The sequence below is a fragment of the Sinorhizobium sp. CCBAU 05631 genome (assembly GCF_002288505.1).
In the GTDB taxonomy this organism is placed as follows: Bacteria; Pseudomonadota; Alphaproteobacteria; order Rhizobiales; family Rhizobiaceae; genus Sinorhizobium; species Sinorhizobium fredii_C.
On sequence record NZ_CP023064.1, the window covers coordinates 1464907 to 1479345 of the forward strand.

The window sequence follows — 14439 nt, forward strand, 5'->3', positions numbered from 1 at the left end:
GCCTGAAAATTACCAATAGGCTCCGTTGGAGGCGTTGGGAGGCGTCATGCTGACTTTGCGACAGATCGAGGTGATCCGCGCGATCATGGTCACCGGCACGATCGCCGGCGCCGCGAAGCTCCTCGGCGTCGCGGCGCCCGGCGTCAGCCGGCTGATGAAGTATACGGAAGACAGCCTTCGGGTCCGCCTCTTCAACCGCAGCCATGGGCGCTATGTGCCGACACCGGAGGCCAGGCACATTTTCGGCTTGCTCGATACCGTCTATCGCCAGGTCGAGGATCTGCAGTTCGCCGTGCAGCGGCTGGAAAAGGGCGACGGGCTCGAGCTCAGCGTCGGCTCGGTTCCGAGCATCGCCAATGTGATGGTGCCGCGGGCGATCGCCAAGCTGCGCCAGCAATATCCGTCACTCTATGTCGACATCAACATTCTGAAGATCGAGGAGGCGATCGACTATCTGCTCGTCGGCCGCGGCGAGGTGGTGGCGATCAGCTCCTATCTCGAACACTCGATCATCCATTTCGAACCGCTCGCCACCGGCCGGCTGCTCTGCATCGTTCCGCAGGACAGCGAGCTCGCCGGCAAGGACGCCATCGCGCCGGACGAAATCGTCCGCCATACCTTGATCGGCATCGATCCGAACGATCCCTACGGGCGGGTGATGACCGAGATTTTCCGTCGTCAGAACCTCGCCTATGATATGAAAATCAAGGCGCGTTTCGGCACGACCGTCTGCGCCCTCGTCGCCGCCGAGCTCGGCATTGCCATCATCGACGAGTTCACCGTCGCCGCCGGCCGGGTGCCGGGAATCAAATGCCTGGAAATCGAAGCGGACACGACCTTCCCGACCTTCGTCGCCTATCGGCGCGACGTTCCGCTGTCGATCTTTTCGGAGCGCTTCATCGACACGCTGAGAACCGAAATGAACCGCGCCAAAAGATAACATCAAGTTATTGACTCTGCATATCTTGGTATTTGCCGTTACGTAAGAGATGGGACAGTATCACGCAGCTGGGCGGAGGAGGATCGCCGCCCATGGAAGAACGACATAGGAGGAGAACATGACGAAGAGAGCACTTGCGTCGATCGCAATTGCCGTGGCGCTATCGGCCGGCCTGCCGAACATATCCTGGGCGGACACGATAAAGATCGCCAACGTGATCGAGCTTTCGGGCGCCGGCGCCACAGTGGGAAGCAACTGGCGCGACGCGCTGAAGCTCGCCTTCGAGGAGATCAATGCTGCCGGCGGCATTCTCGGCGAACAGGTCGAGGTGACGGATTACGACACGCAGACCGACCCGACGACCTCGCGCGCCATGGTGCAGAAGGCGATCGACGACGGCGCCTATGTCATCATGGGGCCGATCTATTCCGGCTCGGTCAAGGTCAACATGATGGTCGCCCAGCAGAACGGCGTGCCGCAGCTGACCGGCGCCGAAGCGCCGTTCATCACCGACATGGGCAATCCCTACATCTTCCGCACCTCTTTCGGCGCACAACAGTCGATGCCGAAACTGGTCAAGTACCTCACCGAGGAAATGAAGGTGAAGTCGGTCGCCGTCGCCTGGGTCAATGACGACTTCGGCAAGGGTGGACGCGATTCCTTCGTGGCCGAGCTGGAGAAGAACGGCATCGCCGTCAACGCCGACGTGTCGAGCGAAGTGGGCCAGGCCGATTTCGCAGCCGACGTCATCAAGCTGAAGTCGAGCAATGCGGACGCGATCTTCGCCTATCTGCATGAAGAGGAAAGCGCGCGGCTGCTCAAGGAAATCCGCAAGCAGGGCGTCACCCAGCCGATCTTCGGCGAAACGACGCTGATGAACCAGAAGGTCGTCGACCTTGCCGGCGAAGCGGTCAACGGCGTGCGCGGGCATGTCGGCCTCAGCGCCAATGCGCCGATCCCCGGCATCGAGGAATTCGCCAAGAAGTTCGAGGCGAAGTACAGCTACAAGCCCGACCACAACGCCATCAAAGCCTATATGGGCGCCTATGTGGTGAAATACGTCACCACCAAGAACGGCAAGGTCGACCGCCAGGCCTTCGCGGATGCGCTGCATGGCCTGACCATCACGCCTGCCGACGAACCCGGCATCCTGATGGAGACCAGCTGGGACGACAAGGGCGAGGTCAACCGCGAAAGCTTCCTCGTCGAGGTCAAGGACGGCAAGCAGACCGTCGTGACCACGCTGCCGAAACTCTAAAAACGGTGAGGCTTCCGGCCCGCCGGGCCTGAAGCCCCCTTTCTTGGGGACATCTTCCATGAATACGTTTTTCCAGTTGTTCGTCTCCGGACTGGCAACGGGGTCGATCTATGCGCTCGCGGCGATCGGCTTCACCCTGCTCTGGCAGGCGTCGCAGACGATCAATTTCGCCCAGGGCGAGTTCATCATGCTGCCCGCCTTCTTCGTTCTGACCGGAACACAGTTCCTCGGTCTGAGCTTTCCGGTGGCGATGGCGATCGCGGTGGTGCTCTCGCTGCTGCTGCTCGGCCTCGGTTTCAAGCGCATCATCATCGATCCGCTGCTGCCGCACGGCGTCCTACCGATCGTCATCGCCACGATCGCCCTCGGCATCCTGATGAAGGAAGGCGTCAAGCAGTTCTACACGGCCGAGGCGCTGCCGTTCCCGGCCCTGTTCTCCGACCGCACCCTCAACGTGCTGGGCGCCGCCATCTCGGTGCAGGACATAGCCGTTCTGCTGATCGCGCTCGGCGCCGTAGCGCTGCTGCAGCTCTTCCTGAACGGCACGAAGATCGGCCGCTGCATGCAGGCGACCGCGCAGAATCCGAACGTGGCCGAAATCCTCGGCGTGCCGGTGCGCCGTATGATCCTCTACACGTTCCTGATCAATGCCGGCCTCGCTTTTCTCGCCTCCATCCTGATCTCGCCGATCTACCTGGCGAAGTTCTCGAACGGCGAGACGCTCGGCCTGATCGCCTTCATCGCGGCGATCGTCGGCGGCTTCAACCAGATCCGCGGCGCGCTGGCCGGCGGTCTCCTGCTCGGCGTTATCGACAATCTCTCGGCAGCCTACGTTTCCGCGTCGTATCGCTCCGCGGTGCCGCTGATCCTGCTCATCATCATCATTCTCGTGCGGCCGCAGGGCCTGCTCGGAAAGGCGGAAGGACGCACCGTATGAGCAAGCACACTCTCGCTACACTGGTCGCGGGTCTCGCGATCCTGATCCTGCTCCCCTTCACGCAGTCGAATTACGGCGTGTTCGTGCTGTGCTCATGGCTGGTCTATTCGATCTCCGCCATGGGGCTCAACCTGACGCTCGGCTATGCCGGCCAGGTGTCGCTCGCCCAGGCCTCCTTCATGGGCATCGGCGCCTACACGACGGCGCTCATGACCATGGCGGGCGTGCCGTGGCCGGCGGCAATGATCGCCGCGATGGTGCTCTGCTTCGTCATCGGATTTCTGCTCGGCTACCCGGCGCTCCGCGTCCAGCATCACTTCCTGGCCTTCATCACGCTCGCCTTCAACGCGCTGGTGGTGCTGATGCTGCGCAACGAGGAATGGCTGACCGGCGGCACGTATGGCATTGTGGGCATCCCGCGGCCGGAACTCTTCGGCTTGCAGACGCAGAAGCCGCTCGCCTTCTATTTCTTCGTGCTGGCGCTGTTCGTGCTGATGGCTGTCGCCCTCTACGCCATCATCCGTTCGCCCTGGGGCCGCGCCTTCAAGGCGCTCCGGGAAAACCCGATCCGCGCCAACAGCCTCGGCGTCGACATCCGTAAGACGACGCTGCTCGCCTTCGCCATTGGCTCTTCCTATGGCGGGCTTGCCGGCAGCCTGCTGGCCCAGCTCACCCAGTTCATCGATCCGCATTCCTTCGGCCTGACCATCTCGCTCAAGGTCCTGCTGATGGTCATCGTCGGCGGCGCCGGCTTCTTCTTCGGCCCGATACTGGGCGCGCTGCTGATCGTTCTGGCGCCGGAATTCCTGCGCTTCACCGAGGGATATTACCTGATGATCTATGCCACGCTGGTCATCGTGCTGATGGTCTTCTGCCCGACCGGCCTGCTCGGCCTCGTCGAGCGTAGCCGCACGGCGCTGAAGCTCAGGCAGAACCCCAATGCCACGACCTGGGAGGCAGGACGATGACGCCGGTCCTTTCCGTACGCAATGTCAGCAAATCCTTCGGCGGACTCAGGGCGGTGGACAATGTCTCCTTCGATGTCCACCAGGGTGAGATCCTGGGCCTGATCGGCCCGAACGGCAGCGGCAAGTCGACGCTCTTCAACTGCGTCCTCGGGCAGCTGCCGGCCTCGACTGGCACCGTGCTGGTCGACGGCAAGGAGGTCGCGGGCAAGCGCCCCTGCGATCTCAACAAGCTCGGCGTCGGCCGCACCTTCCAGATGCTGCAGGTCTTCCCCGAGATGACCGTGCTCGACAACATCATTTTGGCCGGTCAGGAGCACAAAGGCACGATGCTGTCGCGTCTCTTCGGCAAGCCGGATGCGGGCCTCACCGAAGAGGCCCTGCGGATGATCGACTTCTTCCGGCTCGGGCACCAGACCCACGAGAAGGCGGGATCGCTTTCCTACGGCCAGCAGAAGCTGCTCGACGCCGCGATGGCCTTCATGGCGGGACCGAAGCTGGTGATGCTCGACGAGCCGGCCGGCGGCGTCAACCTCACCATGCTCGCCGACCTCAAGGAGCGGCTGAAGGCCTTCAACCAGGAACGCGGCGCCACCTTCGTGGTCATCGAGCACAACATGGAATTCGTGATGTCGCTCTGCACGCGCATCATCGTTCTGGCGAACGGCAGGATCATTGCCGAAGGCGACCCGGAGACGGTGCGCAACGATCCCACCGTCATCGAAGCCTATCTCGGAGGTTGAGCCATGCTGGAACTCAAGCAGGTCTATGGCGGCTACGGCAAAATGACGATCCTGAACGGCACGTCCTTCAAGATCGACAAGGGCACGATCACCACGGTGATCGGCCCGAACGGGGCAGGCAAGTCGACGGTCTTCAAGGCGATCTTCGGGCTCCTGAAAATCCGTTCGGGAAACGTGATCCTCAACGGCGAGGACGTGACCTCGCTGGCGCCGGCGAAGATGCTCGGCAAGGGCGTCACCTATGTGCCGCAGGGCCGCAACCTCTTCCCGATGCTCTCGGTGCGCCACAATCTCGAGATCGGCGGCATCTCCTCCGGCGATCAGGCGAAGATCGCCAAGCGCATCGACGAGGTGATGGAGCAGTTCCCGATCCTCAAGGAGAAGGCGAAGGAACAGGCGATCACCCTTTCGGGCGGTCAGCAGAAGCAGCTCGAGATCGCGCGCGCCTTGCTGCTCGATCCGTCGCTGATCCTCATCGACGAACCGTCTATCGGCCTTTCGCCGCAGATGATCAACGAGACCTTCCGCACGCTGATCCGGCTGCGCGACCAGGGCGTCACCATTCTGATGGTCGAGCAGAACGCCAAGGCGGCGCTCGCCATGTCCGATTTCGGCCTGGTGCTCGAACAGGGCCGCAGCCGGATGTACGACAGGGCCGACAAGCTGCTTGCCGATCCGCGCGTCGGCCAGCTCTTCCTCGGTGCCCATCTCGAGGAGGCATGAATGCAGCCCGTCCCGGAGATCACCGGAAAGACCGTCTTCATTCCGCTCATCGGTCATCCGGTCGAGCAGGTGAAATCGCCGGGACCGGTGAACGCGTGGTTCTCCGACAATGATGTCGGGGCCGTCCTCATCCCGGTGGATATCTTCCCCGAGAAGGTGGCGGCGTTCCTCGATGCCATTCGAGGAACACCCAATTGCCCCGGCGTTTCGGTGACGATGCCGCACAAGCAGGCGGCATGTGCCGGGGTCGACGACCTGACGGATCGCGCTCGCCGGGCCGGTGCCGTCAACATCATCCGCCGAAGGCCGGACGGCACGCTCCTCGGTGACATGGTCGACGGCGACGCCATGGTGGCGGCGCTCGCCAAGAACGGCGTGACCGTCACGGGCAAGACCGCCTTGGTCGTCGGTGCCGGCGGCGCCGGAACGGCGATCATCTATGCGCTTGCCGAGGCGGGTGCGGCGACCATCGTCGTCATCGAACGTGACCGGGCGAAGGCGGACCGCCTGACCGGCCAGTTGCGCCGCGACTATCCTGAGCTTCACGCCCATGACGTTCTGCCGGACGGCATCGATGTCGACATCGCCGTCAATGCCTCGCCGGCCGGCATGAATCCTGCCGACCCCTATCCCTTTCCGCTGGAGCGGCTGACAAGGGCGGAAATCATCGCCGACGCGGTGACGAAGCCGCCGGTGACACCCTGGCTCGAGGAAGCCCGGCGCCGCGGCATCGCCATCCAGGCCGGCGCCGAGATGACGCTCGCGCAGCTGCCGACGCAGATCGCCTTCTGGGGCCTCGACAAGGGCGATCGCGACGAAGGTGAGCGGCGATGAAGACTTCGATCGCAACGGTTTCGATCAGCGGCGCGTTGCCGGACAAGCTCGCGGCGATCGCCGCCGCCGGCTTCGACGGCGTGGAAATCTTCGAGAACGACTTCCTCGCCTTCGACGGCAGCCCTGCGGATGTCGGGCGGATGGTGCGCGACCATGGTCTCGAAATCACGCTTTTCCAGCCGTTCCGCGACTTCGAGGGCATGCCGGAGCCGCACCGCAGCCGCACCTTCGACCGGGCCGAGCGCAAGTTCGACGTCATGCAGCAGCTCGGTACCGACCTCCTGCTGGTCTGCTCCAACGCCTCGCCGATCTCGCTCGGCGGCATCGATCGGGCGGCGGCCGATTTTCGCGAGCTCGGCGAGCGCGCCGCCAGGCGCGGATTGAAGGTGGGCTTCGAGGCCCTCGCCTGGGGCCGGCACATCAATGACCATCGCGATGCCTGGGAGATCGTCCGGCGCGCCGATCATCCTAATATCGGCCTCATCCTCGACAGCTTCCACACGCTGTCGCGCAGGATCGAGGTCAACTCGATCCGCTCGATCCCGAAGGAGAAGATCTTCATCGTCCAGCTGGCCGACGCACCGCTGATCGACATGGACCTGCTCTATTGGAGCCGGCACTTCCGCAACATGCCCGGCGAAGGCGACCTGCCGGTGGCCGAGTTCACCCGGGCGATCGCCGAAACCGGCTATGACGGCTACTTCTCGCTGGAAATCTTCAACGACCAGTTCCGCGGCGGCGCGGCCAAGCCGCTCGCCGCCGACGGACATCGCTCACTGATCTATCTCGGTGACCAGGTGCGGCGGCATCCGAACGGCGGCTCTCTCACCGTGGCGCCGATGCCGGAGCGTGCGCCGGTCCAGCGGGTCGGCTTCGTCGAGTTCACGGCCGCCCCCGAGGACGCCGCCGAGCTGACCGCCATCCTGAGGACGCTGGGCTTCCGCAAGGCAGCCGGCCACCGCTCGAAAAAAGTCGACCTCTACCAACAGGGCGACATCCGTGTTCTGGTCAATACCGACGAGAGCGGATTTGCGAGCTCCTCCTATGCCGTTCACGGCAGCTCCGCCTATGCCGTCGCACTTGTCGTCGACGACGCGACACAAGCCATGAAGCGGGCGCTGGCGCTCGATGCCGAGCCCTTCAGCCAGCCGGTCGCCGCCGGGGAAGTCGAGCTGCCCGCGATCCGCGGCGTCGGCGGCGGGCTCCTCTATCTGCTCGACGACAAGAGCGATCTCGGCCGCATCTGGGACATCGACTTCGAGCCGTCCGACGAGGGTGGCGAGGTGGAAGAGGCCGGGCTCCGCTGCGTCGACCATATCGCCCAGACGGTCGCCTACGAGGAAATGCCGACCTGGCTGCTGTTCTATACGTCGATCTTTGCGGCCGGGAAGACGCCGATGGTCGATATCATCGACCCGGCCGGGGTGGTGCGCAGCCAGGTGGTCGAAAATGCCACCGGGTCGTTGCGCCTGACGCTCAACGGGGCGGAGAACCGCCGGACGCTCGCCGGCCACTTCATCGCCGAGACTTTCGGCTCCGGCATCCAGCATCTCGCCTTCCACACCGACGACATTTTCGCAACCGCGGCCGCACTCCGCCGCAACGGCTTCCGCCCGCTGCAGATTTCGCCCAATTACTACGACGACGTCGAGGCGCGCTTCGGCCTCGAGCCGGCTTTGACGGAGCGGCTGCGGGCTGCGAACATCCTCTACGACCGCGACGAGCACGGCGAATACTTCCAGCTCTACAGCCCCACCTATGGGGAAGGCTTCTTCTTCGAGATCGTCGAGCGGCGCGGCTATCGCGGCTATGGCGCCGCCAACGCCATCTTCCGCATCGCCGCGCTGAAGAAGCACCTCAGGCCGGAAGGATTGCCGAAACTGTAGAGGTTGGAGGATTTAGTCCAACACGGCTGAGAACGGCCTAACCCGCATCGCGGGGGCTCGCCGACAGCAGCCGTTCGCACAGCACCGCCGCCTGGGTGCGGCTGACGACGCCGAGCTTCTTGAGGATCGCCGAAACGTGCACTTTGACGGTCTGCTCGGCAATGTCCATCTCGCCGGCGATCTGCTTGTTGAGCTTGCCTTCGATGACCTTCGTCAGGATGCGCAATTGCTGCGACGACAGCGAAGCGAGGCGGGCGCTCATTGCCGCATCCGGATCGGAGGCTTCGCTGTCGAAACGCGGCGGCGTCCAGATTTCGCCCTCGAGAATGGCGCGAATCGCACTCGCCATCTCCGGCAGGTCCAGCGACTTCGGAATATAGCCGGAAGCGCCGAAGGTGATCGCCTTGCGGATCGTCGCCGCATCCTGCCGGGCCGAGACGATCGCCACCGGCAGGGTCGGGTAATGCGCATGCAGCAGGAACAGGCCAGCAAACCCGTCCGTGCCGGGCATGCTCAGGTCGAGCAGCACGAGGTCCACCTCCTGCCGATCGCCCGCCAGCACCTCCAGGACCTCGTCGACCGAGCGGCAGGCGATCAGATCGAGATCCGGCAGCAACGCGACGAGAGCGCTGCGCAGAGCTGCCTGGACCATCGGATGGTCATCCGCGATGACGATGCGCGTGCTCATGGTCTTCCTCCCCCTTTAAAGTTCTACAGCGACCTTTGCGTTTCTAATGAGACGCGCCGCGCTGCAGCCCGGCGCCCTTTTCGAGGGCGACGGCATCCAGATATCGTCTCAAGGCCGCCGGCTTCACCGGCTTCGCCATGACTTCGCAGCCGAGCGCCTTCGCCTCGGCGCCGACCGCCTCGCCGCGGTCCGCGGTGATCACCAGGCCCCTGACCTCCCGGCCCCAGTGTTTGCGCAGCCGGCCGAGCACCTCGACGCCGGTCGTGCCGTCGAGATGATAATCGACGAGCGCCAGATCTGGCACTTGCCCGTTGCAATTGGCAAGCGCCGTCCTCTCGTCGCTGGCCACAATCGGCCTATGTCCCCAGCGCGATAGCAAGGCGGCGAGGCCATCCCGTATCGCCCCGTCATTGTCGACGCAGAGCACAGACAGCGCGCGCTGGCTCGCCGCCGAGGCCGCCGGAGTCTTTTCCGCAGCCGCGACCGCGGCACCTGCCGCCGCGCGGGGCACGGTGACGGCGAAGCAGGTTCCCTGGCCGGGCCGCGAGCGCATCTCCAGCGGAAGGTCGAGCAGCCGGCAGATGCGCTCGACGATCGCCAGGCCGAGGCCGCTCCCCTTCTCCCGCTCCTCGCCCGTATCGAGCCGGCGAAACTCCTCGAAAATCTCCTTCTGCCGCTCCGGCGCGATGCCGATGCCGGTGTCGCGGACCTCGATCCTCAGGCCATCCTTCCGCCGCCGGCATCCCAGCAGAACCTTTCCCTTGGGCGTGTAGCGGATGGCGTTCGAGAGCAGGTTCTGCAGCACGCGACGCAGGAGCTGCGGGTCGGTCCGGACCGAAAGCCTCGAGGCCACGACCTTCAGCGTCAATCCGCGCTGGCGCGCCATGGCGGAGAATTCCAGCTCGAGCTGTGCCAGGAGCGAGCCGATGGAAAAATCGACCGGCTGTGCCCGCACCGCACCGGAATCGTAGGACGAAATGTCGAGCAGCTCGTCGAGCAGACGCTCCGTCGAGGAAAGTGCCGCCGCCGCGTTCCTCGCAAGCGCCCGCTCCTCGGTCAGCAGGCCCTTTCCCGCTTCGTCGGGTTTCAGGCTTTCGTCGAGCGCCGCCAGATAGAGCCGCGCCGCGTTCAGCGGCTGCAGCAGATCGTGGCTTGCCGCGGCCAGAAAGCGCGTCTTGCCCATATTGGCCCGCTCGGCCTCGGCCTTGGCCTGCTCGAGCGCCTGGGTGCGCTCCTGGACGCGCCGCTCCAGCTCCTCGTTGGCGCGCCGCAGGCCGGCCGCGGCCCGGTGCCGCTCGGTCACGTCGGTATAGGTCGAGATATAGCCGCCCTCGGCCATCCGGTCATAGGCAATCTCCAGCACCATCCCGTCCGGCCGCTGGCGCTCGTAGACATAGGGCCAGGATTGCGTCGCGAGATCCCGGTTGACGAGCAGCGCCTTGAGGTCCTCGGCGTCGTATTCGCCGCGCTCGCGGTTGAAGTCGACGAGTTCGGCGAGCGGCAGGCCGACGCGGATCAGGTCCCTCGGTAGGTCGAGCAGGGTCAGGAAGCGGGCGTTCCACGCCTCGATGGCGAGGTTCGCGTCGAAAACACAGATCCCCTGCGGCACGCTTTCGAGCGCGCCTTGCAGGAGCTTCCGGTTGAAATGCAGCGCCTGCGACGCCTCGTCGAGCATCACCACGGCGGCCTTGCGTGACAGCGAGCGGCTTTCGAGCGCCGCGGCCATCACCACGCGAGCCGAGGCCGCACCGAGCGCCCCGGCGATCAGGTTCTCGGTGAAACGCATCGCCTCCATGTCGGCGAGCCCGTCCTGCCGCGAGCGGCGCTGTTCGACGAAGTCGTCGAAGGCGGATGCGCTGCGCTCGGCTCCGACGAAACGCGCCGCAAGCGTCTTCAGGTCGTCGAGCCGCGTGACGAGCGGCAGGGAGGCAAGCGGCGGCGACTGCGCCGGCACTCCCTCGGCAAAGGCCTCCGCCTGGAGCCGCTCGAGCGGCGAGCGATCCGCCAGCAGCGACACGGCTGCAAAGACGGCGAGATTGGCGCCGAGGCTCCAGAGCGTCGCATGCGAGATCGGGTCTAAACCGGCGACGCCGAAGAGCGCTTGCGGCTTCAGCCAGGCGAACCCGAACGGTCCGTTGGCGACAAGGGCGTCGACGGCGGGGAGGAGCGGGGCAATCGAAGGGACGAGCAGCGTGTAGATCCAGAGGGCGAAGCCGACGACGATGCCGGCCACCGCCCCCGCCCCCTTGGCGCGCCGCCACAGCAGGCCGCCGAGGAAGGCCGGGCCGAACTGGGCGATCGCTACGAAGGAGAGCAGCCCGATGACGGTCAGCGGATAGGCCTGGTCGACCAGACGGTTCATCATGTAGGCGAGCAGCAGGATGCCTGCGACCGAGATCCGCCGCACCAGAAGCAGCGCCGCGGGCGACGGCCAGATCGCGCCGCTGCGGCCAACGAGGCGCGAGCGCAGGAGAAGCGGCACGACGACGTCGTTGCAGAGCATCGTGCTCAGCGCCACCGAGGCGACGATCACCATGCCGGTCGCCGCCGAGAAGCCGCCGAGAAAGGCGACCAGCGCCATTAGCGGCGCATCGGCGGCGAGCGGCAGCGAGATAACGAAGGTGTCGGGGTTCACCGTATCGCCGAAGGTCGCGATCCCGGCAATGGCGATCGGCACCATCAGGACGCTGAAGACGAGGAGATAGGCGGGGTAGAGCCAGGCGGCGGCGCGTGCCTGCGAAAGCGACTGATTCTCGACCACCGCGACATGGAACATGTGCGGCAGGCAGAGGAAGGAGATCGCCGCGATGATGGTGTTCGAGATCCAGGTCGGATCGGAAAAGTCCGGCGCCAGCAGGGACGCCATGCGCGGATCAGCCTGCGTGCGGGCGGCGAGGTCGCCGAGACCGTCGAACATGCCGAAGACGATGAACAGCGCGACGACGACGAAGGCGGAAAGCTTGACGAGGCTCTCGAAGGCGATCGCCGCCATCAGGCCGCGGTGATGCTCGCTCGCATGGATGTGCCTGACGCCGAACATGATGGCAAAGAGCGCCATCGAGGCGGCGACGGCAAAGGTGCTGTCGCCGCGGATCGGCCGGGCGCCGTCCGCAGCGACGGCCGGCGAGGTCAGGATGTCGAAGCTGGTGCCGACCGCCTTCAGCTGCAGCGCGATATAGGGCAGGACGGCAAGCAGCGCCGCCAGGGTGACGAGCGCGGCAAGCATCTGGCTCTTGCCGTAGCGCGCGGCGATGAAGTCGGCGATCGAGGTGATGTTCTGGCTTTTGGCGACCGTGACGATCCTGGCGATAAGCCGCTGCCCAAAGACGAGCACCAGGGTCGGGCCGATATAGATCGCCAGGTAGTCGAAGCCGCTCAAGGCCCGGCCGACCGAGCCGTAGAAGCTCCAGGAAGTATTGTAGACGGCAAGCGTCAGTGCGTAGCCGAGCGCCGCCATCCACGCGGTGGGCACCGGCAAACGGCGGCCTGCACCTTGCCGATCCGTCCACCAGGCGATCAGGAACAGGATGACGACATAGGCTGTGGAAACGGAGAGGACGACCCAACCGGGCATGGCACCTCGCTGCCCAACTGCAGCAATTTCAAAGTGCTATAGCGACCTTGCAAATCTTGTCGGACGCGGCGCCGTAGCAGCGGCATTTCCAGGAGGCCGCCATCGGTTCATTGCCATATCGGCCGGCGAATGGCAACGCGCGCGGCGCGGAAGGCCGGCCTGAGGCGGCCGGCCCTCTGGACTTAGCTGCGCGATTCCGCCTCGGCGACAGTCAGGTCATCGTCGGCGATCTCTTTGGCCGGCGCCACGAGGTTGACGACCACCGCCACGGTGACGTTGAGCGCCAGCGCCAGCAGGCCGGTATAGACCGAGACGGTGATGCCGTCGAAGGCGAGCGCGTGCAGCGGTTTCAGTCCGTCCGACCAGACGAGAGCCGAGCCGCCGATGAAGCCGGTCGCCCAGCCGGCGAGCAGCGCCGGTGCCCGGAACCAGCGGGTATAGAGACCGAAGACGAGGGCCGGCAGCGTCTGCAGGATCCACAGGCCGCCGAGCAGCTGCAGGTCGAGCGCGAACTGGGTCGGCAGCATGAGGATGGCGAGTAGCGCCCCCACCTTGACCAGCATCGAGGTGATCTTGGCGACCTGCGCCTCGCCGGCGGGGGTGACCTCAGGGTTGATCCAGACCTTCCAGAAGTTGCGGGTGAAGAGGTTCGCAGCGCCGATGCTCATGACCGCCGCCGGGACGAGCGCGCCGATGGCGATCGCCGAGAAGGCGAAGCCCGCGAACCAGCCCGGGAACAGCGTCTTGAACAGCGTCGGGACGACGTCGTTGTTGCTTTCGAGCTGCAGGCCGGCGGCGTGGCCCATGTAGCCGAGCAAAGCCAGAAGACCGAGCAGCAGCGTATAGGCGGGCAAAAGCACCGCATTCTTGCGGATCGTGTTGGCGCCGGACGAGGCGAAAATGCCGGTCAGCGTATGCGGATACATGAAGGCGGCGAGCGCCGAGCCGAGGGCGAGCGTCACATAGGGGACGAGCTGCGCCGGATCGAGCAGGATGCCGCCCTTGCCCTTCGCCTCGAAGGCAGCGTCGGCCGCCGAGAAGACGGCGCTGTAGCCGCCGAGCTTGGAGGGGACGACGATGATCGCCGCGAGCACCACGATATAGATCATGATGTCCTTTACGAAGGCGATCAGGGCCGGCGCGCGAAGGCCGGACGAATAGGTGTAGAGGGCCAGCACCAGGAAGGCGAGGATAATCGGCATTTCGCCGGTCAAGCCCAGTGCCTTGATCGCCACTTCCATGCCGATGAGTTGCAGGGCGATGTAAGGCATCGTCGCGATCACGCCGGTGGAGGCGACCGCAAGCTCCAAAGCACGCGAGCCGTAGGTGCCGCGCACCACGTCCCCGGCGGTCACATAGCCGCGCTCCTTTGCCGCCTTCCACAAGAGCGGCATGATGGCGAAGACCAGCGGATAGACGATGATCGTGTAAGGCAGCGCGAAGAAGCCGTAGGCGCCGATCGCATAGACCAGCGCCGGCACGGCGATGACCGTATAGGCCGTGTAGAAATCGCCGCCGACCAGAAACCAGGTGATCCAGGTACCGAACTTGCGGCCGCCGAGGCCCCATTCGTCCAGATGATCGAGCGATTCCGCCCGGCGCCAGCGCGATGCGAAAAAGCCCATCGCAGTGACGAGCACGAAGAAGAAGATGAAGACGGCGAGCGCCGACATGTCGATATTAGCCGTCATGACGCACGCTCCTGTAGACGAAATATGTGATGAGCGAGGTCAGCGGTACCCAGGCGAGCTGGTACCAGTAGAAGAAGGGGAAGCCGAAGAGCTTCGGCTCCTCGAAATTATAGAAGGGAACCCAGAGCAGCCCAATATAGGGCGCCAGCAGCAACAGGCGTATCACGTTTTCCTCCCGCGATGTCTGGACTTGAACGGGA

The 14439-nt window shown here is 64.9% G+C and carries 12 protein-coding genes; 8 read left to right on the forward strand and 4 right to left on the reverse strand.

The window, feature by feature from the left end:
* Positions 1 to 46: 46 nt before the first annotated feature.
* The 8 genes from SS05631_RS26300 to SS05631_RS26335 all read left to right on the forward strand — a co-directional run bounded on the left by SS05631_RS26300 (position 47) and on the right by SS05631_RS26335 (position 8286).
* On the forward strand, positions 47 to 940 hold the full coding sequence (locus SS05631_RS26300) for a LysR family transcriptional regulator (RefSeq protein ID WP_037421272.1): 894 nt from the start codon (positions 47 to 49) through the stop codon (positions 938 to 940).
* Positions 941 to 1058: 118 nt separating this feature from the next.
* Positions 1059 to 2198, forward strand: coding sequence for an ABC transporter substrate-binding protein (locus SS05631_RS26305; RefSeq protein WP_037421275.1), 1140 nt, complete (start codon positions 1059 to 1061; stop codon positions 2196 to 2198).
* A gap of 58 nt (positions 2199 to 2256) precedes the next feature.
* Positions 2257 to 3135, forward strand: coding sequence for a branched-chain amino acid ABC transporter permease (locus SS05631_RS26310; RefSeq protein WP_037421278.1), 879 nt, complete (start codon positions 2257 to 2259; stop codon positions 3133 to 3135).
* Positions 3132 to 4103 carry a branched-chain amino acid ABC transporter permease gene (locus SS05631_RS26315; protein WP_037421281.1) on the forward strand — a complete coding sequence of 324 codons (972 nt, stop codon included), beginning with the start codon at positions 3132 to 3134 and terminating at the stop codon, positions 4101 to 4103. Before SS05631_RS26310 ends, SS05631_RS26315 begins: the two co-directional genes overlap by 4 nt.
* Positions 4100 to 4843 carry an ABC transporter ATP-binding protein gene (locus SS05631_RS26320; RefSeq protein WP_095678101.1) on the forward strand — a complete coding sequence of 248 codons (744 nt, stop codon included), beginning with the start codon at positions 4100 to 4102 and terminating at the stop codon, positions 4841 to 4843. The genes SS05631_RS26315 and SS05631_RS26320 overlap by 4 nt, the downstream gene beginning before the upstream one ends.
* Positions 4844 to 4846: 3 nt before the next feature.
* Positions 4847 to 5566, forward strand: a complete 720-nt coding sequence (locus tag SS05631_RS26325; protein ID WP_037421287.1) for an ABC transporter ATP-binding protein — start codon at positions 4847 to 4849, stop codon at positions 5564 to 5566.
* Entirely contained in the window at positions 5567 to 6400 is an 834-nt protein-coding gene (locus tag SS05631_RS26330; RefSeq protein WP_037421290.1) for a shikimate dehydrogenase, read from the forward strand. It abuts the gene before it with no gap.
* Positions 6397 to 8286, forward strand: a complete 1890-nt coding sequence (locus tag SS05631_RS26335; RefSeq protein ID WP_037421293.1) for a sugar phosphate isomerase/epimerase and 4-hydroxyphenylpyruvate domain-containing protein — start codon at positions 6397 to 6399, stop codon at positions 8284 to 8286. The genes SS05631_RS26330 and SS05631_RS26335 overlap by 4 nt, the downstream gene beginning before the upstream one ends.
* 37 nt (positions 8287 to 8323) lie before the next feature.
* On the opposite strand, the gene SS05631_RS26340 is transcribed toward SS05631_RS26335, so the two are convergent.
* From SS05631_RS26340 to SS05631_RS26355, 4 genes are all read right to left on the reverse strand, one after another.
* Positions 8324 to 8974 carry a response regulator transcription factor gene (locus SS05631_RS26340; protein WP_095678102.1) on the reverse strand — a complete coding sequence of 217 codons (651 nt, stop codon included), beginning with the start codon at positions 8972 to 8974 and terminating at the stop codon, positions 8324 to 8326.
* A gap of 43 nt (positions 8975 to 9017) precedes the next feature.
* Entirely contained in the window at positions 9018 to 12548 is a 3531-nt protein-coding gene (locus tag SS05631_RS26345; protein ID WP_037421299.1) for a PAS domain-containing hybrid sensor histidine kinase/response regulator, read from the reverse strand.
* A 182-nt stretch (positions 12549 to 12730) separates the two neighbouring features.
* Positions 12731 to 14239 (reverse strand): sodium:solute symporter family protein, encoded by a 1509-nt coding sequence (locus tag SS05631_RS26350; protein ID WP_037421301.1) that lies wholly within the window; start codon positions 14237 to 14239, stop codon positions 12731 to 12733.
* On the reverse strand, positions 14229 to 14405 hold the full coding sequence (locus tag SS05631_RS26355) for a DUF3311 domain-containing protein (protein WP_037381825.1): 177 nt from the start codon (positions 14403 to 14405) through the stop codon (positions 14229 to 14231). Before SS05631_RS26355 ends, SS05631_RS26350 begins: the two co-directional genes overlap by 11 nt.
* Between the last annotated feature and the right edge of the window lie 34 nt (positions 14406 to 14439).

Bases quoted from the DNA above. Each gene is read 5' to 3' on its own strand.
- SS05631_RS26300 (WP_037421272.1), top strand. From the start codon at position 47: ATGCTGACTTTGCGACAGATCGAGGTGATCCGCGCGATCATGGTCACC.
- SS05631_RS26305 (WP_037421275.1), top strand. From the start codon at position 1,059: ATGACGAAGAGAGCACTTGCGTCGATCGCAATTGCCGTGGCGCTATCG.
- SS05631_RS26310 (WP_037421278.1), top strand. From the start codon at position 2,257: ATGAATACGTTTTTCCAGTTGTTCGTCTCCGGACTGGCAACGGGGTCG.
- SS05631_RS26315 (WP_037421281.1), top strand. From the start codon at position 3,132: ATGAGCAAGCACACTCTCGCTACACTGGTCGCGGGTCTCGCGATCCTG.
- SS05631_RS26320 (WP_095678101.1), top strand. From the start codon at position 4,100: ATGACGCCGGTCCTTTCCGTACGCAATGTCAGCAAATCCTTCGGCGGA.
- SS05631_RS26325 (WP_037421287.1), top strand. From the start codon at position 4,847: ATGCTGGAACTCAAGCAGGTCTATGGCGGCTACGGCAAAATGACGATC.
- SS05631_RS26330 (WP_037421290.1), top strand. From the start codon at position 5,567: ATGCAGCCCGTCCCGGAGATCACCGGAAAGACCGTCTTCATTCCGCTC.
- SS05631_RS26335 (WP_037421293.1), top strand. From the start codon at position 6,397: ATGAAGACTTCGATCGCAACGGTTTCGATCAGCGGCGCGTTGCCGGAC.
- SS05631_RS26340 (WP_095678102.1), bottom strand. From the start codon at position 8,974: ATGAGCACGCGCATCGTCATCGCGGATGACCATCCGATGGTCCAGGCA.
- SS05631_RS26345 (WP_037421299.1), bottom strand. From the start codon at position 12,548: ATGCCCGGTTGGGTCGTCCTCTCCGTTTCCACAGCCTATGTCGTCATC.
- SS05631_RS26350 (WP_037421301.1), bottom strand. From the start codon at position 14,239: ATGACGGCTAATATCGACATGTCGGCGCTCGCCGTCTTCATCTTCTTC.